Annotated in this window: 22 protein-coding genes and 1 tRNA gene; 13 read left to right on the top strand and 10 right to left on the bottom strand. The window is 60.0% G+C overall.

Going from position 1 to position 23,550, the window contains the following annotated elements:
- Both QXF46_05420 and QXF46_05415 read right to left on the bottom strand, forming a co-directional pair.
- Window positions 1-315, bottom strand: a 315-nt coding sequence (locus QXF46_05420) for a hypothetical protein (GenBank protein ID MEM0226295.1), incomplete at its 3' end; no start/stop codon positions are given.
- A 31-nt stretch (window positions 316-346) separates the two neighbouring features.
- On the bottom strand, window positions 347-1,504 hold the full coding sequence (locus QXF46_05415; protein ID MEM0226294.1) for a hypothetical protein: 1,158 nt from the start codon (window positions 1,502-1,504) through the stop codon (window positions 347-349).
- A gap of 94 nt (window positions 1,505-1,598) precedes the next feature.
- Between QXF46_05415 and QXF46_05410 the strand changes: the two genes are divergently transcribed.
- Window positions 1,599-2,399 carry a SagB/ThcOx family dehydrogenase gene (locus QXF46_05410; protein MEM0226293.1) on the top strand — a complete coding sequence of 267 codons (801 nt, stop codon included), beginning with the start codon at window positions 1,599-1,601 and terminating at the stop codon, window positions 2,397-2,399.
- Window positions 2,392-2,775, top strand: a complete 384-nt coding sequence (locus QXF46_05405) for a hypothetical protein (GenBank protein MEM0226292.1) — start codon at window positions 2,392-2,394, stop codon at window positions 2,773-2,775. The genes QXF46_05410 and QXF46_05405 overlap by 8 nt, the downstream gene beginning before the upstream one ends.
- On the opposite strand, the gene QXF46_05400 is transcribed toward QXF46_05405, so the two are convergent.
- Window positions 2,741-3,073 (bottom strand): PadR family transcriptional regulator, encoded by a 333-nt coding sequence (locus QXF46_05400; GenBank protein ID MEM0226291.1) that lies wholly within the window; start codon window positions 3,071-3,073, stop codon window positions 2,741-2,743. The genes QXF46_05405 and QXF46_05400 overlap by 35 nt on opposite strands.
- A 78-nt stretch (window positions 3,074-3,151) precedes the next feature.
- On the opposite strand from QXF46_05400, the gene QXF46_05395 reads away from it, so the two are divergent.
- From QXF46_05395 to QXF46_05380, 4 genes are read left to right on the top strand one after another with little or no spacing between them, the layout of a single operon-like run.
- The gene (locus tag QXF46_05395; GenBank protein ID MEM0226290.1) at window positions 3,152-3,949 is read left to right on the top strand and encodes a sugar phosphate isomerase/epimerase family protein; all 798 of its coding nucleotides are present in this window, start codon (window positions 3,152-3,154) and stop codon (window positions 3,947-3,949) included.
- A 20-nt stretch (window positions 3,950-3,969) separates the two neighbouring features.
- Window positions 3,970-4,779 (top strand): hypothetical protein, encoded by an 810-nt coding sequence (locus QXF46_05390; protein ID MEM0226289.1) that lies wholly within the window; start codon window positions 3,970-3,972, stop codon window positions 4,777-4,779.
- A 49-nt stretch (window positions 4,780-4,828) separates the two neighbouring features.
- Complete coding sequence (locus tag QXF46_05385; GenBank protein MEM0226288.1) at window positions 4,829-6,961, top strand: transaldolase family protein; 2,133 nt, start codon at window positions 4,829-4,831, stop codon at window positions 6,959-6,961.
- 24 nt (window positions 6,962-6,985) lie between these two features.
- Window positions 6,986-7,186 carry a hypothetical protein gene (locus QXF46_05380; GenBank protein ID MEM0226287.1) on the top strand — a complete coding sequence of 67 codons (201 nt, stop codon included), beginning with the start codon at window positions 6,986-6,988 and terminating at the stop codon, window positions 7,184-7,186.
- 9 nt (window positions 7,187-7,195) lie between these two features.
- On the opposite strand, the gene QXF46_05375 is transcribed toward QXF46_05380, so the two are convergent.
- Window positions 7,196-8,689, bottom strand: coding sequence for a DUF362 domain-containing protein (locus tag QXF46_05375; protein MEM0226286.1), 1,494 nt, complete (start codon window positions 8,687-8,689; stop codon window positions 7,196-7,198).
- A gap of 79 nt (window positions 8,690-8,768) precedes the next feature.
- Between QXF46_05375 and QXF46_05370 the strand changes: the two genes are divergently transcribed.
- The 3 genes from QXF46_05370 to QXF46_05360 all read left to right on the top strand — a co-directional run bounded on the left by QXF46_05370 (window position 8,769) and on the right by QXF46_05360 (window position 10,093).
- Window positions 8,769-9,206 carry a hypothetical protein gene (locus tag QXF46_05370; GenBank protein ID MEM0226285.1) on the top strand — a complete coding sequence of 146 codons (438 nt, stop codon included), beginning with the start codon at window positions 8,769-8,771 and terminating at the stop codon, window positions 9,204-9,206.
- Window positions 9,206-9,673, top strand: coding sequence for a hypothetical protein (locus QXF46_05365; protein MEM0226284.1), 468 nt, complete (start codon window positions 9,206-9,208; stop codon window positions 9,671-9,673). Before QXF46_05370 ends, QXF46_05365 begins: the two co-directional genes overlap by 1 nt.
- A gap of 66 nt (window positions 9,674-9,739) precedes the next feature.
- Window positions 9,740-10,093, top strand: a complete 354-nt coding sequence (locus QXF46_05360; protein ID MEM0226283.1) for a hypothetical protein — start codon at window positions 9,740-9,742, stop codon at window positions 10,091-10,093.
- 574 nt (window positions 10,094-10,667) lie between these two features.
- Here the strand turns inward: QXF46_05360 and QXF46_05355 are convergent.
- From QXF46_05355 to QXF46_05340, 4 genes are all read right to left on the bottom strand, one after another.
- Window positions 10,668-11,015, bottom strand: a complete 348-nt coding sequence (locus tag QXF46_05355; protein ID MEM0226282.1) for a hypothetical protein — start codon at window positions 11,013-11,015, stop codon at window positions 10,668-10,670.
- Window positions 11,016-11,461: 446 nt separating this feature from the next.
- Complete coding sequence (locus tag QXF46_05350) at window positions 11,462-13,480, bottom strand: beta-galactosidase (GenBank protein MEM0226281.1); 2,019 nt, start codon at window positions 13,478-13,480, stop codon at window positions 11,462-11,464.
- A 368-nt stretch (window positions 13,481-13,848) separates the two neighbouring features.
- Window positions 13,849-13,945 (bottom strand) — tRNA-Ala (locus QXF46_05345).
- 71 nt (window positions 13,946-14,016) lie between these two features.
- Complete coding sequence (locus tag QXF46_05340) at window positions 14,017-15,162, bottom strand: lactate racemase domain-containing protein (GenBank protein ID MEM0226280.1); 1,146 nt, start codon at window positions 15,160-15,162, stop codon at window positions 14,017-14,019.
- 446 nt (window positions 15,163-15,608) lie between these two features.
- Between QXF46_05340 and QXF46_05335 the strand changes: the two genes are divergently transcribed.
- On the top strand, window positions 15,609-18,005 hold the full coding sequence (locus QXF46_05335) for a transglutaminase-like domain-containing protein (GenBank protein MEM0226279.1): 2,397 nt from the start codon (window positions 15,609-15,611) through the stop codon (window positions 18,003-18,005).
- Between the two features lie 508 nt (window positions 18,006-18,513).
- On the top strand, window positions 18,514-18,885 hold the full coding sequence (locus tag QXF46_05330; protein ID MEM0226278.1) for a hypothetical protein: 372 nt from the start codon (window positions 18,514-18,516) through the stop codon (window positions 18,883-18,885).
- A 5-nt stretch (window positions 18,886-18,890) separates the two neighbouring features.
- On the opposite strand, the gene QXF46_05325 is transcribed toward QXF46_05330, so the two are convergent.
- Window positions 18,891-19,355 carry a hypothetical protein gene (locus QXF46_05325; protein ID MEM0226277.1) on the bottom strand — a complete coding sequence of 155 codons (465 nt, stop codon included), beginning with the start codon at window positions 19,353-19,355 and terminating at the stop codon, window positions 18,891-18,893.
- Between the two features lie 73 nt (window positions 19,356-19,428).
- Window positions 19,429-20,526: an SPOUT family RNA methylase gene (locus QXF46_05320; GenBank protein MEM0226276.1), complete on the bottom strand. Its 1,098-nt coding sequence runs from the start codon at window positions 20,524-20,526 to the stop codon at window positions 19,429-19,431.
- A gap of 155 nt (window positions 20,527-20,681) precedes the next feature.
- On the opposite strand from QXF46_05320, the gene QXF46_05315 reads away from it, so the two are divergent.
- Both QXF46_05315 and QXF46_05310 read left to right on the top strand, forming a co-directional pair.
- Window positions 20,682-21,791 (top strand): zinc metalloprotease HtpX, encoded by a 1,110-nt coding sequence (locus tag QXF46_05315; GenBank protein ID MEM0226275.1) that lies wholly within the window; start codon window positions 20,682-20,684, stop codon window positions 21,789-21,791.
- Window positions 21,792-21,846: 55 nt separating this feature from the next.
- On the top strand, window positions 21,847-23,541 hold the full coding sequence (locus QXF46_05310; GenBank protein MEM0226274.1) for a hypothetical protein: 1,695 nt from the start codon (window positions 21,847-21,849) through the stop codon (window positions 23,539-23,541).
- The last annotated feature ends 9 nt before the right edge of the window (window positions 23,542-23,550 follow it).

Genomic DNA, 23,550 nt, shown 5'->3' with positions numbered 1-23,550 from the left:
GGCAACCCTCTCAGCTTCACCCTTCTCGGGGAAGCACGCTGCACCGCCGATGTTTACACCGAAGAAGCGGATCCTCCTGCCGCCGGCGTAGAAGCGGCCGTCCTCACCCACGACCACGCGCTCGATCTGCCTGTCCCAGCTCGCAAGCCAGTAGCTCACGCTGGTCGCGCTCTCCACATCATCGTCCCACGGTATGTAGAAGCGCACCAAAGCGTACTCCCGCGCCACTTCGCCCGGAAGAAGAAGCCGGTGCAGTAAAGCTGCTGAAGCGAGCGCGAGTAGAACAGCTCCCAACGCGAGGACCCTTCTCCTCATACCATCCAGCATTTAACCCTTCGGAGCTTTTTCACTCTCGCCCTACTTCTTCGAGGAGGAGGGGTTGCTGCGGGATGCGGGCGGCGGCGAGCTTATGGGTGAAGCGGATCAGGTCCTGGTAGGCTAGAATCTTCGATTTCCGCTTGAGCCCTAGCGGCCCCGGCCTCTTCATGTAGAAGGAGTTGATCTCGGGCACGGTGCCGTAGACGCCGGCCCTGAGGGCCGCGTAGGCGAGGCGGGCCAGGTCGACCATGTATCCGGCGAGGGCGGGGCTATCGTTGATCCTCATGTTGACGATCAGCTCGTCGATGAAGCCGCCGAAGGAGACCCACTGCACGTGCATCGCCACAAACTTCTTGTCGCCGAGGGGTTCGAGGTAGCCGGTGGGCCTGATGAAGTGGGGAGGCTCGTAGCCCAGCACCTCCTCGAGGAAGCCGCTCTTCGTCTCCTCCTTCGCCAGGTTCCGGTCGGGCTCGGTGAGCGAGAGGAAGTCGGTGTTCCCACCGATGTTGAACTGGGCGATGGACAACACCCTCCTGTTCCTCTCCGCCAGGTGCTCGACCAAGTCGACGGTCAGCGGAGTAGCCCCCGTCGCGCCATCGTCTCCGAGCACCAGCGAACCGTTGAGCCGCGCCTGCTCGACAAAAGCGGGGCTGCAGGCCACGTGGGCCGGCTGCATGTTCACGTGCGCTACCCCGCTCCTCCTCAGCGTGAGGAGCGCGTAAACCTGCGGGTGGGGGAGCTTGCCCTCGAGCGCCCTCTCCTCAGCCTCCTCCCAATCGTGGAGCGGCTCCGAGCGCGCCGTCGTCGTCACGTCGAACACAACGTCGGGCTTCGCGTCGTCCAGAAGCTCCTCGAACCGGGCGATCGCGTCCCCCAGCGGGAGCCGATCGTCGAGCGCGGCGGTTCTGATGAAGGAGGGGGTGCTCGCCAGCCTCAAACCCGGGTTCACAGTGACCTCCGCCAGCTCCGGCTCAGGTTCGAGGTTGTAGCGCTCCGCGATCTCGTAGAGCGTCCTACCCACCTTGCTCGCGTCAACATCCACGCTCGCGACAATCTCGAGGCGCTCGATCGGGACGCCGAAGTCGACCTTCGCGAGCGGAACCCCCCAAGGCTCGATCAAACCCTTCTTCAACCGGGCGAGACCCCAAGCGAAGACGGTGGCGGCGTAGCCCTGGCCGAGCAGCATCACGCGGACCATACTATTTCACAGGCATGAAATAGTTCATGGTTATAAACCTTCTCCCAGGCAACAGTAATAAGGCTCCTGCCGCCATTCACCCATGCGGCTCAGGCTCGTCTACCTGGCAGCTGCCGTGGCAGCCGCGGTAGCGGTGGCGGCAATCCTGTTATACCGTGGGGGTGAGGCGCCGGTGGGGGAGGCCGTCGTGGTTGGTGAGGAGGTTCTGCTCCCTCTCCCTAGAGTGAAGACCGAGATGAGAGTGGAGGAAGCGCTGCTGCACAGGAAGAGCATCAGGGAGTGGAGGGACGAGCCGCTGGATGTTGAGGATCTCGCCCTCCTGCTCTGGGCCGCTCAGGGCGTAACGGAGCACGCGGGCTGGGACTGGTACCGCAGGACGGCGCCCAGCGCCGGAGCAACGTACCCGCTGGAGGTCTACGTCGTCATCGGCGAGAAGGGGGTTAGGAGCGGGAGCGGCTACCTGGAGGCGGGCGTCTACAGGTACAACCCCTTCCGCCACTCCTTGACGCTCGTCAGGAGAGGGGATGCGCGCCGCGAGCTCTGGGAAGCCTCTTGGCGCCAGGACTGGGTTAGGGATGCGCCCGTCTCTATCGTGATCTGCGCGGTTTACGAGAGGACGACGAGTAGGTACGGCGAGCGGGGCGTCAGGTACGTGATCCTCGAGGCCGGCCACGTGGGCCAAAACATCTACCTGATGGCGACAGCACTCAACCTCGGTACGGTGGCGATCGGCGCATTCGACGACGCTGCCGTAGCGAGAGCGATCAGCGCGCGGGCGGGCGAAGCCCCGCTCTACGTCTACCCCGTCGGCGTGCCGAGAGAGCTCTACCGGGGCAGCTTCGATGAGGTGAGGAGGCTGATCGAGGGGATGCGGCGTGGATAGCGCGCGGAGGGTCAGGTTCTACATCAGGCTCGTCGACGCAACGTCGGTGCCGTTAGCTGTAGTCATGCTCCTCTACCTCCTCTCCGGCTACGGCATGATTTCGAGAGCGCTCCAGCAGTTCGGCTTCACCTACGCCTTCTGGGCACGAATACACACCTCACCCATCCTCAGGATCGCGGCCGTCGCCCTCACCGTGCTCCACGGCTACCCCGGCCTCGTCGTGCTAGCCTTCAAGCGCGTCAAATCGCATAAAGCGAGGCTAACCCTGGAGTTCACCCTTCTCGCCCTCACGCTCGCGTTCTGCGCGCTCATCGTCTACGCAGAGCTCTCGGCAGCCGGGTTCACTGGCTTCGGTCGAGGCCCGCCACGTCCATGAGCTTGTCCGCTAGAGACCTCAGGTAGTTGACGCCCTCAATGAGAAGCTTCCTCCCCTCCTCCGTCGCCCTGTAGTACTTCCTCCTCTCCACCTGGTAGCTTTCAACAAACCCCTCATCCTCGAGCTTGCTGAGGACCACGTAGGGGAGCACCTTGCCCGGCCTGAAGCCGAAGTCCCTCTCGATCGCCTTGACGAGCTCGTAGGGGTATACATCGCCCCTGCATAACTCCGCTAGCACGTAGAGCCACAGGTTCTCAACGCTCGTCTTCCGCTTCAGCCTAGCGAGGGGGGCGCTCACGGCGCACCACTGGCGGAGGTGTATTTGACGCTAGCGGATCCCGGCAATGCATTTTTACCTCCGCAGCCCTCCCAGCGCGTGAAGCTCTCAGTTCAGGAGAACCTGCTCCCCGGCGAATCGCTGGCCGAAAAGCTGGCTGCAGCCGAGCGCTTGGGATTCGACGGTGTCGAGTTCTGGGGCCACGACATCGAGAGGCGCCTGCCCGAGCTCAAGCAGGCCCTATCAACGGTGAGGGTCAAGGCTTCAACGATCTGCAGCGGCTACGGCGGCGACCTGCTGGGGGCGAGCTGGGAGGAGAGGAGGAGGGCTGTGGAGGACATCAAGGTGCGCCTGCGGGCGGCAGCCGAGCTAGGCGCGGTGGGCGTCATCGTCGTCCCCACCTTCGGTGGCCCGAAGCTACCCGACCTAAGGCCCCTCTACCCGAGCTTTTGGCACTTGGAGAGGGAGCTTCTCGTCGCAGAGCTCAAGGAGCTGGGCAAGTACGCCGAGGAGGTGGGGTCGTACGTGCTGCTCGAGCCGTTAAACAGGTATGAGACCCACTTCCTGAACCGCTTGGAGCAAGCCGTCGAGATCATCGAGGCGGTGGGCTCGCCGGGCGTCGCAATGATGGCCGACTTCTTCCACATGAACATCGAGGAAGCCGACGTTGCGGCCTCGCTCAGGATGGCTGCGAAGCACTTGAAGCACATCCACCTAGCCGATAGCAACCGCTGGCTTCCAGGCTTCGGACATACCGACTTTCTCCGCCCCTTCAGAGCGCTGAAGGAGGTCGGGTACGCCTACTACATGGCTCTCGAGTGCCACGTCCCGGAGCCTAGGACGGCAAACCTGGAGAAGGCCGTACAGCTGCTCCGCAGGCTGATCTCCGAAGCCTAGAACGAGAGGTGGGCCTGAGGGTGTCGGCTGGGAAGAGCATCAGGTTGAGCAGGCTCTTCAGAAGGGGTAGGGCTCTAATCATCGCGATTGACCACGGGTTGAAGTTCGGCCCTCTGCCGGGCCTTGAGGACCCTTTAAAGGTGGTTAGGGCCGCGAGGGAGGGAGGCGCTGACGCGATCCTTGCCACGCCGCCGGTCATCGAGAGGGTCTGCGGAGAGCTGGGCGACCTGCTTGTGGCCGCTCGAGTTGATGGAGGCTCCACGGCTGCGGGGCCCGACCCCACCAGGGACACGATCGTCTACTCCGTCAGGGAGGCGGTGAGCGTGGGCGCGGACGCGGTTGTAGCGTTCGGCTACGTGGGTACGCCGAGCGAGAGCGAGCAGCTGGCGAAGCTGGCCGCCGTGGCGCGGGAGTGCAGGGAGCTCGGTATCCCCCTTATCGCTGAGATGCTGCCGGCGGAGGTCATCGGCCGCCACGTGGCGGGCAGCGGTGGAGCGCTGAAGCCGGAGTCCGTGGCGCTCGCAGCGAGAGTCGGTTGGGAGCTGGGTGCTGACGCGATAAAGACCTACTACACGGGAGACCCCGTTTCATTCGAGAGGGTCGTCAAGGGCTGCCCCATACCCATCCTCGTCCTCGGCGGGCCGGCAGCGCACGACTTCCGCTCGTTCCTCAGGCAGATCGAGGAGGCGGTGAGGGCCGGGGCGATGGGGGCGGTGATCGGCCGTAACGCCTGGCAGCACCCTGAGCCTGCGAAGGCCATCAGAGCCCTGGCGGCCGTAGTGCACGGGGAGCTCAGCGCGGACGAGGCGCTGGCTAGGGTCGGGCTGTAGGGCGGGGCTCCCGATACCGATTTATACTCTCTACTGTTTCCAGGGCCGCGTGCAGCCGCACGCGGTCCTCGAGATTGTTAAGCGTGCGAAGCCCGAGCCCCTAAAGCTACCCGTCAGCGCGGTCGACCACGCCGACCACATGCTCAAGACGGCACTCGCGGGGCATCCGCAGCTTGCCGCCGACCACGTGCTCCACCCGGATGCTTCGGAGATCCTTGACGCAACGATCTCCGCCCTGGTGAGGAGGATCGACCTCATGGTTCGGAGCGAGCCCCTTGAGGGGGCCTGCAGCAGTGAGGTGGAGCGGAGGATCGTTAGGAGAGCGCGCGCCTACGAGCTCCTCCTAAACATGGCCGCGAACCTGATCGGGGTGGAGAGAAGGTGGGCTAGGATCAGCGAGAGCGCCGCCGAAAGGGCTTTGAGCGCGATCGCTAGCGCGCTCGAGAGCTGGGAGCGCTGTGAGACGGGGGAGCTGGGAGGGCCCGCGGTGCTGGAGGCTGTCATCGAGAAGGAGCTGCGGAGGGCTGAGAGGGTGAATAGGGGGAGGAGCATGGTCGCCTGGATGGCTGGGAGGATCCGGAGCTCCCTAGACCGGCAGCGCCTGACGTCCAGCTACCTGGCCGCGCTGAGGGAGGTCTTGACCCGGAACTTCTACCGCGTGGCTTACGAGAAGGGGTTGTGCAAGTTCGGCAACGACTACGCGCTTGGGCTGCGGTGGCTCAGGCACCTCGGCTTCGTCCAGGTCTCCACGAACCCCGTGCTCGCGGCGAGAGCGTACGACGATGATCCCGAGCTGTGGGAGAGCTTCGAGGAGCACGCTAGGAGGACTATCGCCGTGGAGCACCCCGAGTGGTTCAAGGACCCCGAGGCGCACGCCGACGACTTGACCATGGAGGCGACCCGCTTCGCGCTGCTCGAGAACTTCCAGGTGTTCCGCGTCCCCTTCATCCTCTCCGGCTACCACGACGGGTTGGTCAGCTACCAGCTGAACCCGCTGATCGCGCACGACGTGGAGAAGAGCGTAAAGGCCGTGCAGTTGTTCGTGGAACGGCTGGAGCAGGACCTGGCCGTCTACGACGAGTACCTCTGGTGGGGGTACCGGGTGCCTGAGAAGGGGAGGCCGAACGTCGTGATCAAGGTGGCAGCGGCCTTCCCGGCCTCCCTCGAGATCGTGGAGCGCATCAACGAGATGGGCGTCGGTCAGAACATCACCCTCAGCTACACCGTCAGCCAGGAGGTGCTGCTGGGGGTCGCAGCCATGAGGGGGATGGCCAGGGCCCTCAAGAAGGGCATCATCCCCACCCAGACCTACGACACGAACATGGGCGGGAGGCTGGAGGACCACCTCAGGGAGGTCGCGGCCTCCAGCCTGCTACTGAGGTTCGCCGAGGGGAGGGAGGGTGCTTGGGAGCACCTTGACAGGCTGGCCGTAGAGCTGGGTGTGAGCTGGGATGAGTGGCGCAAGGCGAGGAGCGGGGGGTTGAGGAGCGCGGTGGAGTTCCTCTGCAGCGTCCGGGTCCTCGGAAGGGACATGCGCCGCAAGCCCTTCATCGACGCTCTCGCCGCGATGGGGGCTATCCCGTGGGAGGAGGCGGAGCGGGCTGTTTCGGAGCTGGAGGAGGCGATCAGGATGGCAGGCACGTTCGTGGCGAGGCGCGTCTACGAGATACTGTTCTCGCCGGTCAACAGGGAGAGGTGGATCGAGTACCTGGTTAGGAGGGTGGGGGTGACGAGAGAGCAGGCCGAGCTGGTCCTCGACAGGATCGACCTGCTCCCAGCCTCGAAGCGGAAGCCCCTCGACACTCTCCTCACCCTCTCCTCGAGGAACGTGACAAACACCGAGTTCCCCGACCAGCAGCTGAGCGTAATCCAGCAGTGCAGCCTCGAGGGCGTGGAGTCCCTGCGCGACACGATTGAGCGGCCCAACGACGGGAGCCTCCTCAGCAAGCTGATGGCGATCGAGGATTTCGTGAAGGCCTACGAGGCTTCGCCGGAGGTCAACGATCTGCTGAAGGAGGCGGGGATCGACGGCCACTACGGATCGAGGGGGGTGCGGCCCCACGAATGGCCGAGCTACGGGCCTTGCGCGAAAACGCTGAACGAGTTCACCGAGGCCTACCTGGCCTTCAGGAGGCGCGTCGTTGAGCTCGCGCGGAGGCTTTCGGGGGGGCGTGAAGCTTAAAGACCGTTACTCCACGTCTCGCGCGTGTCGAGATCTAGGGCTGACGTCTGCGGCTACAAGAACTGCGGTGAACCTGCGGTCTTCATAATCGAGCTGGACAGCAAGAGGATGGCCGTCTGCAAGGAGCACTACCGTCTCCTGATTAGAAGGCTGCAAGAAAGGGCGGAGAGAAACGGGGTTGCTGAACTGCTGCCGAACGATCTCTCGAAGGACGGGCTCCAGTAGCTGCCTTCTTTAACCCCCCGAGGTTCTCACGTACACGCTCATCCTAGCCTCGTCGACCGTCGAGAAGTAGCCAGCCTTCACCAGCTGGTTCATCGAGAGGCGGAGCCAGTGCCCGAAGGAGCCCGAGAGCGTGTTGTCCGGATCCATCGATGAGAGATCCTTGTAGCCTAGCTCAGCCGCGGCGCGCATCAGGATGTACTTTGCAGCCCAGTAGTCGAGGGCCACAGGGTCGACGCTCGCTGCGATTATGTTCGTGCGCACCGCAACCCCGTAGGGGGTGGCTGGACCCATGCGCGGGTGCGGGTTGATCCAGATCGCGTCTATTATGTTCAGGACCGGCATCCTCGTCTCCACCATTACGGTACCCATCCCCCCGCGGCCCACGCTGTTGTGCGGGTTGTGGTTCGTCAAGCGGTCGCTCACCACACCCATGTAGTGCTTCACGCAGGCTGTCACACCGTAGATCGAGTGGGACTTGAGGACGGGGACGTTGATCACCTTGAGCCTCGCGCTGTCGTAGGTTCTCGAATCGGGATCCCAGACGCCGAGCTTGAAGCTGATGTATGTGCCGAACTTCGTCCTGAACTTCGGGTACGATACGATGACACCTGTGTCCGGATCCGGGCTGTCGTAGACGATGTAGCCGTCCTCCATGTCACCCTCGCTGTACTCCCGCACCCTCTTCAGGGTGATCGTATCCCACAGGTAGGTTGAAACCCTGTAGCCCCGCTCGGCGAAGTACTGGGCCACCTTCTCCATCGACTGCGTCGTATCCTCGGCGTTGTTCCTCTCCCAGTTCAAGCTGCCCCCGGTCCCCCGGCTGCCGTACTGGGCTTGCCCGTTGTCGGCGATCACGATCTCCCCCTCGAAGCCGTCGGGGTGCTCGAGGATGACCTGTATCAGGGCCTTCACCAGGTCTGTGTTCGTCCCGCCGCGCTGGTCCCACTGGCTGTTCACCTTGATTATGATCACGTCGTCCCTGGCTATCAAGCCGTCCGGCCCCGAAACATCCGTGACCTTCTCCGACTTGTAGAACTTCAACCCGTGCTCCCCCATGAGCCTCACCAGCGTCACGACGTCCTGGTAGCGGCCGCGCGCGTTCGTCACAACGAAGATCTTCGAGCTCGGCTCGAGAGTGGCCACGCGCTCCCTGACCTCCAGCTGTATCTCCTCGCTCGGCGCACGCCTGGGGAGCATGAAGTAGACGGCGACGGCCGCAACAGCCAGCGCGGCGAGCGAGAGGGCCAGAAGGCGCCTGCTCGGCTTGATCAGGCCGGCTAGGGGGAGGACGTACAGAGCGAGCCACAAGCTGGCGTTCGCCAGAGCCGCTCTCTGGCACGGGTAGGCGATCCTGCTGGGCTTGGTCCCAGTCCTCAGCAGGAACCAGATCAAGCTCGCTAAACCGATGAAGAAGAAGCGGTCTCCGAGAGCCTTCTTCAAGCCGCTCACGTCACTGCGGCTGCGGAGCCGGGCCTCATCAACTAGAAGCTTGAGCGCACGCACGTTTTACAGTGCCGGTATCCTCACTTAAGGCTGCCGCCCGAGACCGGTACCGATTTTAACCGGCTCCCTAACGGGGCTTGTGGAAGTTGGGAGCATTGTAGAACGGTTGCTGGCCGTCAAGGAGGCGATAATCGCTTCAAAGACGTTCGTCAACGGCCTACCCTTTTTCGCCAGGAGCTTCGCTGAGCAGGATTTCGCGGGCGGGACGGGCATGGGGTACGATGACTGGCTCAAACTGCTGGACAAGGTCATAGGGAAGCTGCAAGCGCCTTCGCTACCCACAGGTGAAGCCGCGAGAGAGCTCGCCAGCGACTGCAGCAAGCTCTCCAGCCACCTGGAGCGCTACGCCGACTACCTCCTCACAATCCCCAGCAAGATCCGCATGGCCTCCTCCTTCATGCAGGTTGACGAATCCGTATTGAAGAGCGCTGAGGAGGCGCCGCGCTTCGCCGAAGCCGTTAGGGGATTGAAGCGGGATATCGACGCGCTCGTAAACGAGCTGCAAGCGCGAGCCTGATGAGTTTAAACGGAGTGGAGAGCCAGAAGGATGAGAAAGTAGAGGAGCTGCTGAAGAGGGTACTCGAAAGGCTGGAGAGGATCGAGAGTAGGTTGAACCAGCTCGAGGAAATCGTCTCAAAGCCCCAGCAGCCAGGCAGCGATTCTCTCGCAGCCCGCACCCTAGCGCTAGCGTTGAAGCTCGTGAAAGCTGGTGGTGCTGCTGTAGACTTGGCGTGGGCGGCAAGCAGGCTTGCCAAGCTTCAACCGCTCCTCTTGAAAGCCGGCGACGAGATCTCAAGGGCGATCCTGGAGATCATCGCGCTTAAAGGCCCGATGAGCATCACCGCCTTGACAGGAGAAGTGAGGAAGTACAGGGGGACGGCCTCTAGGAGGATCGTGGCCTCGAGAGTGAAGCAGATGAGTAGGAGTGGGCTCCTCAAAGTGGTCGAGAAGGGGAGAGAGAAGGTGGTCGACCTCCCCGAATAGATCCGGCTGGTTCTGCTCACTCAACGAGCTTAAAGTTTAGCTTCGTGAACAACACCGTGTACCCTGATGAGCGGAGAGGAAAGAGTGGAGGAAGGCCGTGACGTAGAGGAGCTGAGAGAGGTACTGAAGGTCATGGGAGAGTTCTTCAAGGAGCTGGTACCGACGCTGAAGGAGCTAATCGAGACCTTCATGAGCGGGTTAAGAGGGGATGTTCTCGGCGAGGAGGTCGCTAAGTTCTATAAGAGTCTTATCGAAGCGGGGATTAAGGAGGACATCGCTGCGAGGTACGCGGAGGAGTTTCTCAAGAGGAAGATGGAGATACTCAACGTGATTCCGAAGCTGATCAGCGAGATGAAGCTAGAAGCACCCCAGAAGAAGGAGGTTGAAGTAATCGAGAAAAAAGGGGAGAAGGAGGAGTAGAGCTTAAGCATGAAGATTAAGAAAATAGCATCCGTTATTTACATTCTCTTTTTGTTGATAATTCTAATAACCAGAGTAGCCGCCTTGCTCCTCCCCCTCTATCTACGTCTTATCACGTACCCCACAGTCCAAGCGTGGAAGTTCAAGAAGGCCTGTAAAAAGCACGTTAGGGGTCAAAACCTGAAGCGGTTAACCAGCATCTACAGATCGGCTTTAGCCGATACTGTCCAAGCGTGGAAGAGCACGCTTTTCGAACAGATGCGCGGACGGAGCACCACATCGTTGCAGCCGTAAACCCTAGTGCTTGCCCACTGCATCCAACGAGAACAATTATTGCCCACTAGTTAGCACATCCCGTCAAACTCAAGGATCTTCGTCCCTCTTCACCCCTTGCCGTGCCCCACCGCTCCCCCGCCTTTGGGGGTCAAGCGGGGAAAGAAGATTAGAAATGGAATGAAGCACCCCGCTTCCTCTCACTCGAGGGCTGCGGCTATGTAGGCTTTCAACAAGCCTCCCCTCAGCTGGATTAAGACTGCGCGCCGCTCCCTGCGCGTGAACGCTATGCCCCCCAGCTTCAACCCGCAATTTCGAAGGCCTCCAGCGCCTCCGCTAGATAGCTCAGCTTCACGCTCACCCTGAACTCTTCTGAGCAGCCCCTCAATAGCGCGAAGAACACGCGGCCGCACGCGCCGATGTGCAGCTTCTCCCCTTTTACGTCGAGGCTCGCGTACCCCTCCAGCAGCCCCCTCCCCCTCAACCCCTCGAACCTGAGAACCTCCTTGAAGGATTCAAGCGGGAAACCGTACCACCTCTCAGCCCTCGGAGGATTCCACCTCATGTCCGTCGGCTTACCTAAAGCTACCTCCTCTCCCCCCTTAGACCGGATCACGAGTTTACCGTCCCTGATTTCAGCGGACTCCACCTCCATCCTGCCGAGGCAGCTCGATGACGATTGGCGTGCTCAACCCGCCCGGGGCGCTCCAGGGGGCCCGCGCGCTCGACGAGGGGGTGAGCAGCCGGGAAGCGCACCGGCGACGGGGTGCCGGGAGGCGGGCGAGTAGGCTGCCGCCATGAGGCGGTGGCCGGCCCCATGACCCGCTCCGGCCGTCCACGGCTAAAAGCCGGGGAGGCCGGGGGCGGGCCCCTCGAGGAAAACCACGAAGGGGGAGATGTGCACCAGGCGCGGAACTATGTGTGGGATTCGCACATTCCCGAGTGCTTCCCGTACGTTAGGTTTTCACGGAAAACGGTCGATAAAGCTTGGATGAAGGTGGTTGGCGATCGCTACGGCAAGCGGTAGCCAGCTTTGTTCACGGTGAACAGCTGGTCTGGAGCCCCAGCGTTCTTCAAGCTTAGCGTCGGGTCAGCTCACTTCTCCAGTAGCAGTACCTCCACGTCGTATGGGCCCAGCTCGAGTGTGCATCTATCGCTTCGTAGCTTCGCGCCCCGCAGTAGGAAGGTGATTGCATGCTCTTCTGGTAGCAATAGCTCCACCTTCTTCATCTCCGACTCGTGGTTGATTACGAATACCAGCCTAGACCCGTCATCCTTCTCTTTCACTGTGACCTCCGCGAAATCGCCTCTTCTCAGAACGGGGGGCGCCACCTCCTTCCCTAGGGCGAGGTCGACAATCGCTTCAGCGAGCTCGGGCGTTAGGAAGGAGCCAACGTAGATGGCTCTCCCTCTACCGAGCTCGTTGACGGTTACAGCAGGTTTGCCGCTGAGCCACTTGTAGTCGTGGACCCCCATAGCCTTCGCTGTGGTTGGAGCGAGCTCCTCCAGCCAGCCTGCCGCAGGGTGCTTCTCACCTCCGATTGCGATGTGGGCTTGAGCGTTTGGAGGCAGAGGCGTGTAATCGATCACCCTTGCGCCGAAGACGTCCACGAGCCTACCGGGCAAACCCGTTGGGTACACGTTGTTGCACGAGTCCTTCACCGAGGTTCTAGCTGATGCGACCAGCACGCCTCCTTCTCGCACGAAGCTCTCCAGCCTGCCTGTAAGCTGCTCATCCGTGAGGTAGAGGAACGGCGCGAAGACAACCCTGTACCTGGACAGGTTCCAGTCCGGCGGGATTACGTCCACGTTGATGCTGCGGAGCCAGAGCGCCCTGTACACGGCCAGCACTTGATCGGTGTAGCTCCGCGTGTAGTAGCCTTTTTCGATCTGCAGCGACCAGTAGGAGTCGTAGGAGAACAGCACCGCCACTCTGCTCTCGAACCGCGATCCCGCAAGCACCTCGCGCAGCCTGCTCAACTCTCCCCCGAGCTTCTTCACTTCAAGGTACCTCCTGTTCACTTCACCATCGTGGTTGAGGATCCCGTGCCAGTACTGCTCCTTGCCGAAGCAGGCGGTCCTCCACCTGAAGTACACGACACCCTCAGCGCCGTGCGCGATAGCCTGGTACGCCCACCTCCTCAACTCACCCGGCTCAGGCATGCGACCGATCGGGTGGTTGAAGTATCCGTCCGTTGACCCCGCTTGAAGCTCCATAACCCAGTAGACTCCACGCCCCATGACCCTCGACGCATCATGCTCCAGCGCCGTCCAAGCTGGATCCTCCTTGTCCAGCCTACCGAAGGCTGGGTAGCAGTCGAGGGAGGCGAAGTCGAGCTCGCTGCTCAAGGCGTAGGAGTCGACGTCCGCCGGGAAAGCGCCGGGCAGGTTTGTGGTAACCCTCTTCTCAGGGCTTACAGACTTTATGACATCCACCTGCCTCTTCAAGTACCGGACGAAGGACTCGGATCTGAATCTGAACCAGTCGAGAGCGAGAGAGCGGTTGCAGCCGTCGTAGGGCGGCGTCGGCGGGTGGATCTCCGACCAGTCCCTGTACTCCTGGCTCCAGAAGATGGTCCCGTAAGCCCTGTTCAGGTTATCCACGCTCCCGTACTTGGACTCCAACCACTCCCTGAAGCCGCGCACGCAGTGCTCGCAGTAGCAGTAGTCGCCGTAAAAGCCGAACTCGTTGTCCACCTGGTAGCCTACCACGGTCGGGTTGTCCCTGTAGTGCTCCGCGATCGCCTTCACGATCCTGACGCTCAGCCGAACGTAGTTCGGGTTGTTAGGGCAGTAGTGCCTCCTCATCACGGGCGGCATCCTGTGACCCTGGTGGTCGACCGGTAGAACGTCCGGGTACAGCTTGACGAGCCAAGGCGGTGGCGCCGCGGTCGGTGTACCGAGGATGACCTTCAAGCCCGCTTTCGACATCTTATCTACGACTTCGTCGAGCCAGGAGAAATCGTACTTCCCCGGCTGAGGCTCAAGCCGGCACCAGGCGAACTCCGCAAGCCTAACAACGTTTATTCCAGCCTCCCTCATCAACCTGATATCGAGATCCCACCTCTCTCTCGGCCAATGCTCTGGGTAGTAATCCACACCAAGGTAAGCCATAAGTCGGCGCCCGATCCTCGGGCGAAGCCTCGTTAAAATGAGTTCCCCGGATGGGTCGCGCGAGCGTAACCCCAGATTGCTCGCTCGATCCCCACCCGCATTGATTGAAACGCTTCTCCCAGCGATGGTATCATGCGACAAGGTCTTGAAGGCGGATCTTCGGCGCCCGCTTTAAAAGATCCATACAGACCCCCGCAGCGGGCTGGAGACATGGCGCTCTGGTACGGCACGGTCTTCATCGGTTCTTAACCGCACAGCGCCCTCTTCGTCGCTCCTGCCGCGTTAAGCAACGAGGTATCGTGGGAAAAATCGCGCTTGATTGAATAGTGTTTGGCCTCAGCCGCTGAGCAGGGGCCAGAAAAGCCAGGTGGTGGACCGGCCGGGACTTGAACCCGGGACGTCGGGACGGGTCTTCCGTTCTCCCGCATGCCAAGCGGGCGCTCTCCCAGTCTGAGCTACCGGCCCGTAATCGCACTGGAAGATGGGGGCTTAAAGCTTTCGCGCCCTGTGCTGCCGGGAGCCGCAGCGCTCGCGCTTCACTCGCCATGCCTGAGGCGGGGCACCGTGAAGCCTCCCCTAGCCAAAACCAGCACCCTACCTTTAAGCCGGCTGAGGGCTGTGAGGGGGTCTCTGGTCAGGCTGACCTGCGGTATGCTGACCTCAGCCCGGGTCAGCAGGGTAACGTTGTAGGCTTCAGCGATCTCCTTCAGCTTCAAAGCGACAATGGCCGGGACGATGTTGCCGGCACGCCCTCCCCGCACGTGCTCCAGGAGCTCCTCCCTACCCATCTCCAGGTACCTCTGGAACTCGCCGTCCCCGACGCCCTGCCTGCAGCCCGCTACGAGCACGATCGAGCCCCCCTCAGCAACCACCGGTGCTGCGTGCTCCAGGGCTTTCGTCGCCTGGTAGAAATCGATGTCGAGAGGGTCGGCGAACACCACCGCGGAGTCGAAGGGCCCGTCGACGTCCCTCACGTAGAGCCTCTCGGCAACCTCGACGCAGGCTCTGAACGAGCTCTGAGGCTCGCCCGCCGCGGCGTAAACAACTCTGCCATCCCCGTCCAGGACCAGGTTGAGGGCCCAGTCAACCCCCGCCAGCCTCCCAGCCTCATCGATCTCCTCTCGGAAGGGGTTGCCCTCCACCACGGCCGGCCTACCCTCTTCGTACCACCTGACGTGGTGCTCAACGATCGTCCTCTGGCTGGAGAGCCCCGGGAGCACAACCTTGCTGCCCCCGGAGAAGCCCGCCCACGGGTGGGGCGCCACCAGGCCCACGGTGACCCTGAAATCCGCCTCAACGAAGGTGCTATCCACTTCGACTTGGAGCCCACGACTCGTCGCTCCCACGTACTTGTGGATGCCCCGGCAGTCGTGCACCTTAAAGCTAACCCTACCGGCGTAAGGGCCGAGCAGCCGCACGGCTTCCTCAACGGTCATGCTGTGGGTGCCCGTCGCGAAGATGAGAGTCGCGCGGTTGAGGAGGGGCTCCAGCACCCTCAGCACGTCGCGGAGGGGTAGGGGCCGGGTGTGATCGGGCACCGCTAACGCGATACGCCCCCGCGGAGGGTCGGGCGGCACGATGCCGCTTAAACCCCCTAACGGAGGAATGCTGGGAGGGCTAACGAGCTGGTGCTCCAACCCAAGCCGCTCGAGGAAGCGCACAACATCACGCGCTTCAAGCACGCGAAGCCTCCGCTCTCTGCGCGCGAGCCGTTTTAAGCATTGCCCCCTCCAATGCCGTAAGTTTGCTTAGCCTCTCGAGTCTAACTACGTTGGAGTAGCCTGAATCCAGCATATGGGTCATCCTCCTCTCCGCCTCCTCAAAGCCGGTTCTGTCCTTTCTATTCCCCTCTACCGAGTTTCTGCTACAACCCTCTTACAGTTCGTTATGAGCAAGCTGTCGATTTAAAAAAGGAGGTGCTACGAAAACTCTGTGACGTATACGGCTGATAAAGATGCATTGCGATACATGCGTTATCATTGTGAAGTAAGTTGGGCTTCCACCATCGGATCTCATACTCGTACACAACCGGGAGGGGTGATGCTTGAATGCTCCGCAAGCTTCACAAAGAGATTATGAAAATGTGCAAAAATTTATTTAAGAAGAAGATTAGATTTACAAAGTGAAGATGGAGAGGGACAGGTTTATCCTCGCAACACAAGTTGTAAACCCATTTCTAACTAAGTACCGCTCGTACCTCATTGAGAAGTACGGTGTGGACGTTCTCAACTTAAAATCACGGTTCATCTCATACAATGATGTGTACCTTTACGCGCAGATCGAAAAGCTTCAAAAAGAACTAGCATTTGGTAGAATTTCCAAGAAAGAGTTCGCCGATAGTCTGCTAGCGCTAACAAAACAGCAGCACGATCTACCCCCCGAAGTGGTACAAATAGTTCGCGATTTGTATGAGGCTCTAACGGGGCAATCTTTGCCCGCTTTACGATCCGTAGAAGCCGTTAAGAAGAAAACTGAGGCTAAGCGGGAAAGCGCCTCTCTCGCCGATAAGAACTCACTGGGTGTATGTCCCCGTTGCAGCATCATGGGTGATTGCTCTGAGAAAGTCCTCATGGCGTGCGGGTTCTGCGGTGAGCTCTACTGCGAAAGGCACGTAACACCAAGGCTTATTGCGACTTTCAGCCAGTACATAGCCAACCCCGAACGCTACCGTGATCTAGCCCCAATTGTGAGGGCGCATTGGACGAGCACGAATGGACACCCTTGTATCGCGTACACCGTATGGTTCTGGAGAACATATAATGAGAGCAGAAGTAGAACAAAGTTGAGTGAGAGAGGAAGAGAAGAACGTACTGCAGAGGTAACGTCTGTTGCGCTGAAGAGCCGCACCCCAGAAAAAACTGTTCTAGCTGAGAGAAAAAAGGTTAAAAAAATAACCATCCTTATCGCGCTCATTATCTTGTCTATCCTGTTTCTTATATTTTTAAACTCAGACTTTGACGGCGATGGACTCACGAACTGGGTTGAAATCAAGCGAGGCTTGAACTTTTTAGACGTAGACACCGATAAAGACTTTTTGGACGACGAATACGAGCTTAGGCTCGGAACAAACCCCTTAGCTAAAGACACCGATGGCGACGGATTAAGCGACTGGTACGAGGTGGTACACGGCACAAGCCCTTCAAAAGTGGACACCGACGATGACGGGCTCACCGATGACTATGAGTTTTTAATAAGCACCAATCCGTTAGATGCAGATACTGATAGGGATGAGCTTATTGATGCATTAGAGTTGAGAATAGGAACCGACCCCCTGAACAACGATACCGACAAGGACGGATTGCTCGATGGATACGAGCACAAAATAGGAACCAATCCAATCAAGGCGGATACCGATGGGGACGGGTTAAGCGATTCAATGGAGCTAAAGCTAGCTACCGATCCGTTGAAGGCAGATACCGATGGGGACGGACTACTCGATGGATTTGAACTTGGAATAGGAACTAACCCGTTAAGCTGGGACACTGATGACGATGGGCTTAGTGATGGAGAAGAATTGAGGCGAGGGACGAAACCCTTCCTAAACGACACTGACGCAGACGGTTTGTTGGACGGGGTTGAGTTGAGAATAGGAACCGACCCCCTGAACAACGATACCGACAAGGACGGATTGCTCGATGGATACGAGCACAAAATAGGAACCAACCCTCTACGGAACTGGAGGATGTTTTTCGACGAAGATACCATTAAATCTGCTCTGAGTAAGTTCTTCAGAATGGGAGTATCCCAGCTAGCGTTCACGCTAAGGGGAAAAACGCCCGCGGAAACTGTGTGGAATGTGCTTAAATGGTTGGATGAAAATATAAACTATGATTATGAAAAAGCCAAAAGATCTATACCTTACTATTACTATTCTCCGCCTGAAACTGTAAAAATGAGGAAAGGCATTTGTGTAGATTACTCATTGCTCACTGCTGCGCTTCTACTTGAGTCGGGTTTAAGTGAAGCATACATCTTAGATCTAAGCTCAAACTTTACCGGACACGTAGCTACGGCAGTGGTAGTGAACGGAAGAACTTACGTTCTAGATCAGAAAATGCCCCCCTTAAGGTACGAGGAGTACGAGAGCTATTTTTCTAGAAATGAACAAAATGTGTGGCGCATAGAAACTGTATACAAGGTTACTCTTGATCGAGCGGGAGAGCCTCTTGTAGAGGTTATCGATCCAGCGCAACTTCCTAAAGGTGAGAGGATGACTGATGCTGAAATCAGTAGCGCTGTTTACCGCGCCCTGCGGAGCTTGAACCCACGCTTGCAGTGGGATAGCGTTCTCGAATCTATTGTTAGAACGGCGTTGACAGAAGATCCATCATTATTGTACTACTATTACACTATTACTCTCAGACTGCACCCTGCAACTCTTAGCGTGGATTTTGCTGAAGCATGGCTAAATGAAATGTTCAGGAATGGAAAGGACATTATAGGCAGGTTCAGTAGAATCTGCGTGTACGTGAGGCAGGCCCCGTCTGAAAGGACGATCACGATAATCATCGTCCTAGCTAGCTAACCCATGGATGTGAAACATTCCAGGAGCTTCTCACATCTTAGTTGACAGATACTTCGCCTGAAGGGAGGAATTTATCTATCCGCAAATGCTGCCCGCGAATCTGCTCCGGCTGTTCAAGGATGTCTATGCTCCATGGAGAAAACCGGCGTCAAGCACGGCCGCTCATTGCCTAGAGCAGCCCAGCGCTTCTCGGGTCGGAGTGGAGAGGCTTCTCTACCGTCAAAGCAATGGGGGTTCAAAGGCTTGAACTGTCAATGTTCCCCCATCTCAGATGAAATATCTCGGATTCTCCATTTTTCGCCCAGAACTTCGTAGTTCGGGAAGTTAGGCGATGTAATGTCTCTGACAGTATTTCCTCGGCTCCGGCTCGAGGGCAGCGCGATTCATCATGTCAATGACATTACAGAATGCGCTCACCGAGATTTTTAGCATGTCTTGGACATTACAGCCTGTAGCTACGATGGCTTTAGGCGATACTGAACTAAATGTTTTTTAACGATGGCTCGAGGTGACAGTCTTCGGTTGCGCGATGAGCAGCCAGTATTTGCGGCAGGACGGTGTGAAGAAGCTGGTTGAGGAGAGCAGGGGGGAGATTGAGGTTGCAGTGTCCGCGAGCGAGGACGGGATCCTGCTGGAGGAGAACGGTGCGAACGGGTTCTCCGACATGCTGGCGGCGCTCGGTGCAGCATTAGCGGCGGGCGTCGATGAGGCCTTCCGGGTCTACTTTAGCGTCGGAGTGGAGAGGGTGACCGTCGCCCTATCCGATGGCAGGTTGATGGTTGTTAAACCCGTAAGGGGGAGGGTGGTCTGCGCCATAACAAAGCCGAAGCCCAGGCTGGGGCTGGTCCTGCACCTCCTCGATAAGATTTCGGAGAACTAATCAGCCTACTTGAAGCTCCTCGCCGCCAGCGCGGACAAGACGTACACGAAGGCGGCGCCTATCGAGAGGAGAGCCCCTGAACCGATCGAGAAGCTGAGCAGCTGCGCCTGCTCGAGAGTGTAGACGAGAACAGCGACAGAGAGTGTGGAGAAAACGGCCGTTGAAGCGTAGCCGCCAGCTGAGTTCCCGATGATGGAGAGGAAGCCGAGAAGGAGGGCGATCACTAGGAAGGCGAGGTGCAGGGTGAAGAGCGAGACGAAGCGCGCGCCTTCCGGGATCTCCTCAGCAACCCGGAGCAGCTCGTTTACGAGGTCCCACTTGCCCCGCGCCATCTGCTCGAGCAGCTCCCAGGGCTTGTAGTCGAGCCTCAAGGCGATGACCCTCACCGAGGCCCAAGGCCTCGTGAGCGAGTGGACGAGAGCTAGCAGCCCCAACAATGCGATTAGCCGGGGCACCCAAGCGGCTCCCATTGTCTTGATGAGAGGCTTTCCAGCTTTAAAATGTATCTTTCGACCACAAGATGCCCTGATTTAGCCGCCCGACTCAGCTCTGCGGCTCCTCGGTTGCTTCGCTCACCAGCTTCTCGTGCGTGATCGTTGCGAGGGCGATGAGGGCCGAAGACAGGGCGTACTCCGTCGAGATGACTACGCCCGGGGCCAGGTCGACAACGTAGTCGGCGTAGCGGAAGAGGCCAGTCGGGATGCCCTCCCTTGCTCCAACCATCAAGGCTACCTCCCTCCCCCTCTTCACGTTGCCCAGCAAGAAGTCCGCTAGCTCATCCGCTACCCTGGACACGGGCTCGCCCTCAGGCTCGCAGATGATGAGAGGGGTTCCCATCCTCGACCGGAGGAACTGGTACAGGTCCTGCACGTAGACTTGAGTGCGGTGCACCTCGCGGCCGTAGCTCCTCTTCTGCAGCTCGTACCGGCTCCTCAACCCCTCGAAGAGGCCCCTCAGGAAGTGGTAGAGGGGTTGGGCCTCGACGGGCCCGATCGGCGTGACGTACAGCTTCCCCACCTCGAAGACCTGCACCTCCCTCCCGATCCTCGTCCCCATCACGTACGCCGCGTCCGGCGGCCCGAGGTAGGGCTCGTGGGCGACGACGAGCTTCCTAAAGACACGGTACATCGGGTATTTGCCCGGCCCCATCTTCCTGTGGAACTCGCTGCCGGGGACTAGTGATAGGTAGGCTCGATCCTTGATGATTTGGACGACGAGAACCTTGTCGGGGTTCTCGAGGTCCACCCTCGCACCCGTCAGCTCCTTCACAGCGCTGCCCACCGCGACGTTCACGTCCAGCGACGTGAAGCTGTGATCCCCCCTCCTCACCGTGGAGACGGCGAAGCTTTCCTCGGCTCGAATTTTCCCGGCCAACTGCTTCGCGCACTCCACGATCGAAGCTACGGACGCTTCGCACGCGCACTCAGCCAGATAGACCCTCTCAGCCTCAGGTACGCTCCGCTTGATCTCATCGTACAGCCTCGCGGGGTCGCTCGCATCCTCCACGAGTACTAGTCCGAGGAAGCCTTCGGGCGCCGGCGTAACAGTGGCGTTTGGGTCCAGCTCCCTGACGTATGAAGCGACGACCCTCTCCATCCCAAGCTTGCACGTGACGATTAAACTCGCAGGCGCTGAGGCCATCGGTACGAGCAGGCAGTGGAGCCATTTAAGCGCCGCGCGCCGGCGGAGCCGGGGGTACGCTCGAGCGGAGCCCCCTTTTGGTTTAGGGGGTAGCGAACCCTTCGTACAGAAACTTTTTACCTCCCTTGTGGGAACGGGTGTTACGGAGTGATGGTATGAGGGAGAAACTCTTGCTCCTGCTCGCGCTGTTCGCTGTGGCAGCGATCGTGATGCTGATATTGCAGGTCGCTCTCTCGTGGTTCGCACCGGCCTTCTACACCCCCTACGCGGGCTGGTGGCTGGTCGACTTGGTGGCCTACGCGATCTCGATGACCATCCTCATCGCGGCTGCGGGCCTTTTCGGCAGGTACCTCACCCCGACGCCCCCAAGCCTTGACGCGCTGAGGGCAGCTATGCTCGCCACGATGGCCGGAGTACTCGGGGGTGCCCTGCTCGTCTTCGCCGGGCTCTCCTCGCTGCTGGGTGAAGAGCTCACGATGCAGCTGATGACCGTGGCGCTCCTCTTCGCGCTCATCCCCTCCCTCTTCTCCTGGCTCCTGTCGCCGGCTCTCATCAACCTGATCTACGGGTGCAAGCCCGACCCGGTCCTCCAGCAGATCGTGGATAGGCTCGCCGCCCAGTCGGGCATGAAGCCGCCGAAGGCGATGATCGCGACCAGGATGAAGGAGCCGAACGCCTTCGCCTACTCCTCTCCACTCTTCGGCAGGTACGTGGCGGTGACCGAGGGGCTGCTTCAGATCGCTAGGGGGCCGGAGCTCGAGGCGGTCATCGGACACGAGCTGGGCCACCACAAGCACAGGGACAACGTGGTCATGCTGCTCTTCGGCCTCGTGCCCTCCGTCATCTACTTCCTCGGCCGCTATCTGACTTACGCGGGCTTCTACGCGTCGCGCTACCGCTACGACGGCAACAGGAAGAGTGAGGGAGGGGGCTTCATCCTGGTTCTCGCTGGCATCGCGCTGATGGCGGTCAGCGTCATCATGCAGCTGGTCGTTCTAGCGCTCTCGAGGCTGAGAGAGCACTACGCTGACGCCCACGGGGCAAAAGTGACGTCACCGGACGCGATGATCGGAGCCCTCCAGGCTCTCGACTCGTTCTACAGCAGGTACAGAACCGCAAAGGCGAGAGTGGACAGCAGCAAGATGAAGATGCTCTTCATCTACGCCCTAGCAGACCCCTTCGTCAGCCTCGAAGAGCTCTTCGCAACCCACCCGCCGATACCGAAGAGAATCGCATTCCTGAGGTCGCTCAAAGGCAGCCTCTAAATTTATCCTAAAAATTTATCCATTAAAATTTATCCATTCCTACTTTCTTTTTCTTGTGCTTCACAGTAGGCGGCTAGCCGTAATCGCCTTTGCTCTGCTTGTAGCTGCGGCAGCTCTAGCAGCGATGATGCTTTTCCGCCCGGAGCAGCGGGCGAAGGGAGTGGGTGAGCAGAGGTTTTACGTCAGGATCACTCATGAAGGTTGCGCGGGCAACTTCCAGCTCTACCCCGACCCGTTGATGAAGAGGAACTTCTTCCGACGAGGCGAGCTAGCAGCCTTCGAGTTTGAGGTTAGCAACCCCAACGATAGCGACTTGAAAGTGGAGCTCCTCCTGGCCCCGCTCGACAAGCCTCAACAGCTGCTGAAGGTTGGCGAGGGTGCTGCTCCAGCCCGGCGGGTGACGCGGCTCTGGTTCGAAGTTGACACCGCAAGCCTCGAGCCAGCTCTCTACCGCGCTGCGCTGAGGGTGGTGGGGGTCGGAGAGTTCGATTCAAACACGGAGCCCTTCAGGCGGACAAACCTGGATTCTTACCCCTGGCTGCTGGCAGTGCTCGACGAACCCGTCCGGTGGGAAGCGCCCGAGGGCGGCCTACCCCGCCTCATCGTCCCGGAGGGGCTCGGCGTCAACATCCACTTCATCGCGCCTTCGCCCTTCGAGCTGAGGGACCTCGACATGATCGCCTACGCCGGCTTCAAGCTGATCAGGATGGACCTCTTCTGGAGCACCGTGGAGAGGGAGAGGGGTGCTTACGACTTCTCCGGCTACGACGCTCTAACCTCTGCTCTCAAGGAGCGGGGGCTGCGGCCCCTCTACATCCTCTGCTACGGGAACCCGCTCTACGATGGTGGGCAGCCGCCGCGCAGCGAGGAGGCTAGGTCCGCTTACGCGAGCTACGCTGGGGCTGCCGCCTCTAGGTACGGTGCTTACGCGCTCTGGGAGGTTTGGAACGAGCCCAACATCGATGTCTTCTGGAAGCCTCAACCCAGCGCACCGGATTACGCCCGGCTGCTCGCGGCAGTTTCGAGAGCGATTAAGGAGTCCTGCCCCAGCTGCCTCGTCCTGGCGCCGGCGACCTCCGGCGTTGACGTGGAGTTCGTCAGAGCCCTAGCGGTGAGGGGTGCGCTCGAGCTCGTCGACGCGGTCTCGGTGCACCCCTACAGGGGTGGGCCCCCGGAGACCGTTTTGACCGACTACGAGAGGCTCCGGAGCGTCGTAGGGGATAAAACGATCATTTGCAGCGAGTGGGGCTACACGACGGGTGGGGCCTACGCGAACCGGGTCGACGTGGTTACGCAGGCCCACTACTCGCTGAGGATCTACCTCACCAACTTGATGGCGGGCGTCCCTTTAACGATAATCTACGACTGGAAGGACGACGGGCTCTCGCTCGCCGACTCGGAGCACAACTTCGGCCTCGTAGCCCACCACGTGAGGGGGCCCGAGTGGTTCTTCATCAAGCCTGCCTACTACGCCATCTACAACTTCAACCGGGAGCTTGCCGGCTACGCGCCCAAGGAGGGCCGCGCGCTGGGTGAGGGAGCATACCTGCTCGTGCTCCAGAGGGGGGAGGAGATGAGGCTGGTGGTCTGGACTTCGGGTCCCGCGAGGACTGTGAAGCTGAGCTTGGGCAGCCAGCGCGCGCTCGTCATACGAACCTTCGGCCTCCGGGAGGTCGTCGAAGCGATCGGGGGCGAGCTCGAGCTGGAGGTTGACGGGGCACCGGTAATCGTAGCCCCCCTAAAGGGTTAAAAGGGGGCG

The organism is Thermofilaceae archaeon, from assembly GCA_038731975.1.
GTDB lineage: Archaea > Thermoproteota > Thermoprotei > Thermofilales > Thermofilaceae > JANXEW01.
Note: the sequence above shows the minus strand (reverse complement) of the source record. Positions and strands in the feature narration are given on the sequence as shown.

Excerpts from the sequence above, each read along its gene's own strand:
- QXF46_05320 (MEM0226276.1), bottom strand. The coding sequence starts at position 20,526 with ATGGCCTCAGCGCCTGCGAGTTTAATCGTCACGTGCAAGCTTGGGATG.
- QXF46_05410 (MEM0226293.1), top strand. The coding sequence starts at position 1,599 with ATGCGGCTCAGGCTCGTCTACCTGGCAGCTGCCGTGGCAGCCGCGGTA.
- QXF46_05325 (MEM0226277.1), bottom strand. The coding sequence starts at position 19,355 with ATGGGAGCCGCTTGGGTGCCCCGGCTAATCGCATTGTTGGGGCTGCTA.
- QXF46_05415 (MEM0226294.1), bottom strand. The coding sequence starts at position 1,504 with ATGCTGCTCGGCCAGGGCTACGCCGCCACCGTCTTCGCTTGGGGTCTC.
- QXF46_05365 (MEM0226284.1), top strand. The coding sequence starts at position 9,206 with ATGAGTTTAAACGGAGTGGAGAGCCAGAAGGATGAGAAAGTAGAGGAG.
- QXF46_05350 (MEM0226281.1), bottom strand. The coding sequence starts at position 13,480 with ATGGCTTACCTTGGTGTGGATTACTACCCAGAGCATTGGCCGAGAGAG.
- QXF46_05335 (MEM0226279.1), top strand. The coding sequence starts at position 15,609 with ATGGAGAGGGACAGGTTTATCCTCGCAACACAAGTTGTAAACCCATTT.
- QXF46_05360 (MEM0226283.1), top strand. The coding sequence starts at position 9,740 with ATGAGCGGAGAGGAAAGAGTGGAGGAAGGCCGTGACGTAGAGGAGCTG.
- QXF46_05315 (MEM0226275.1), top strand. The coding sequence starts at position 20,682 with ATGAGGGAGAAACTCTTGCTCCTGCTCGCGCTGTTCGCTGTGGCAGCG.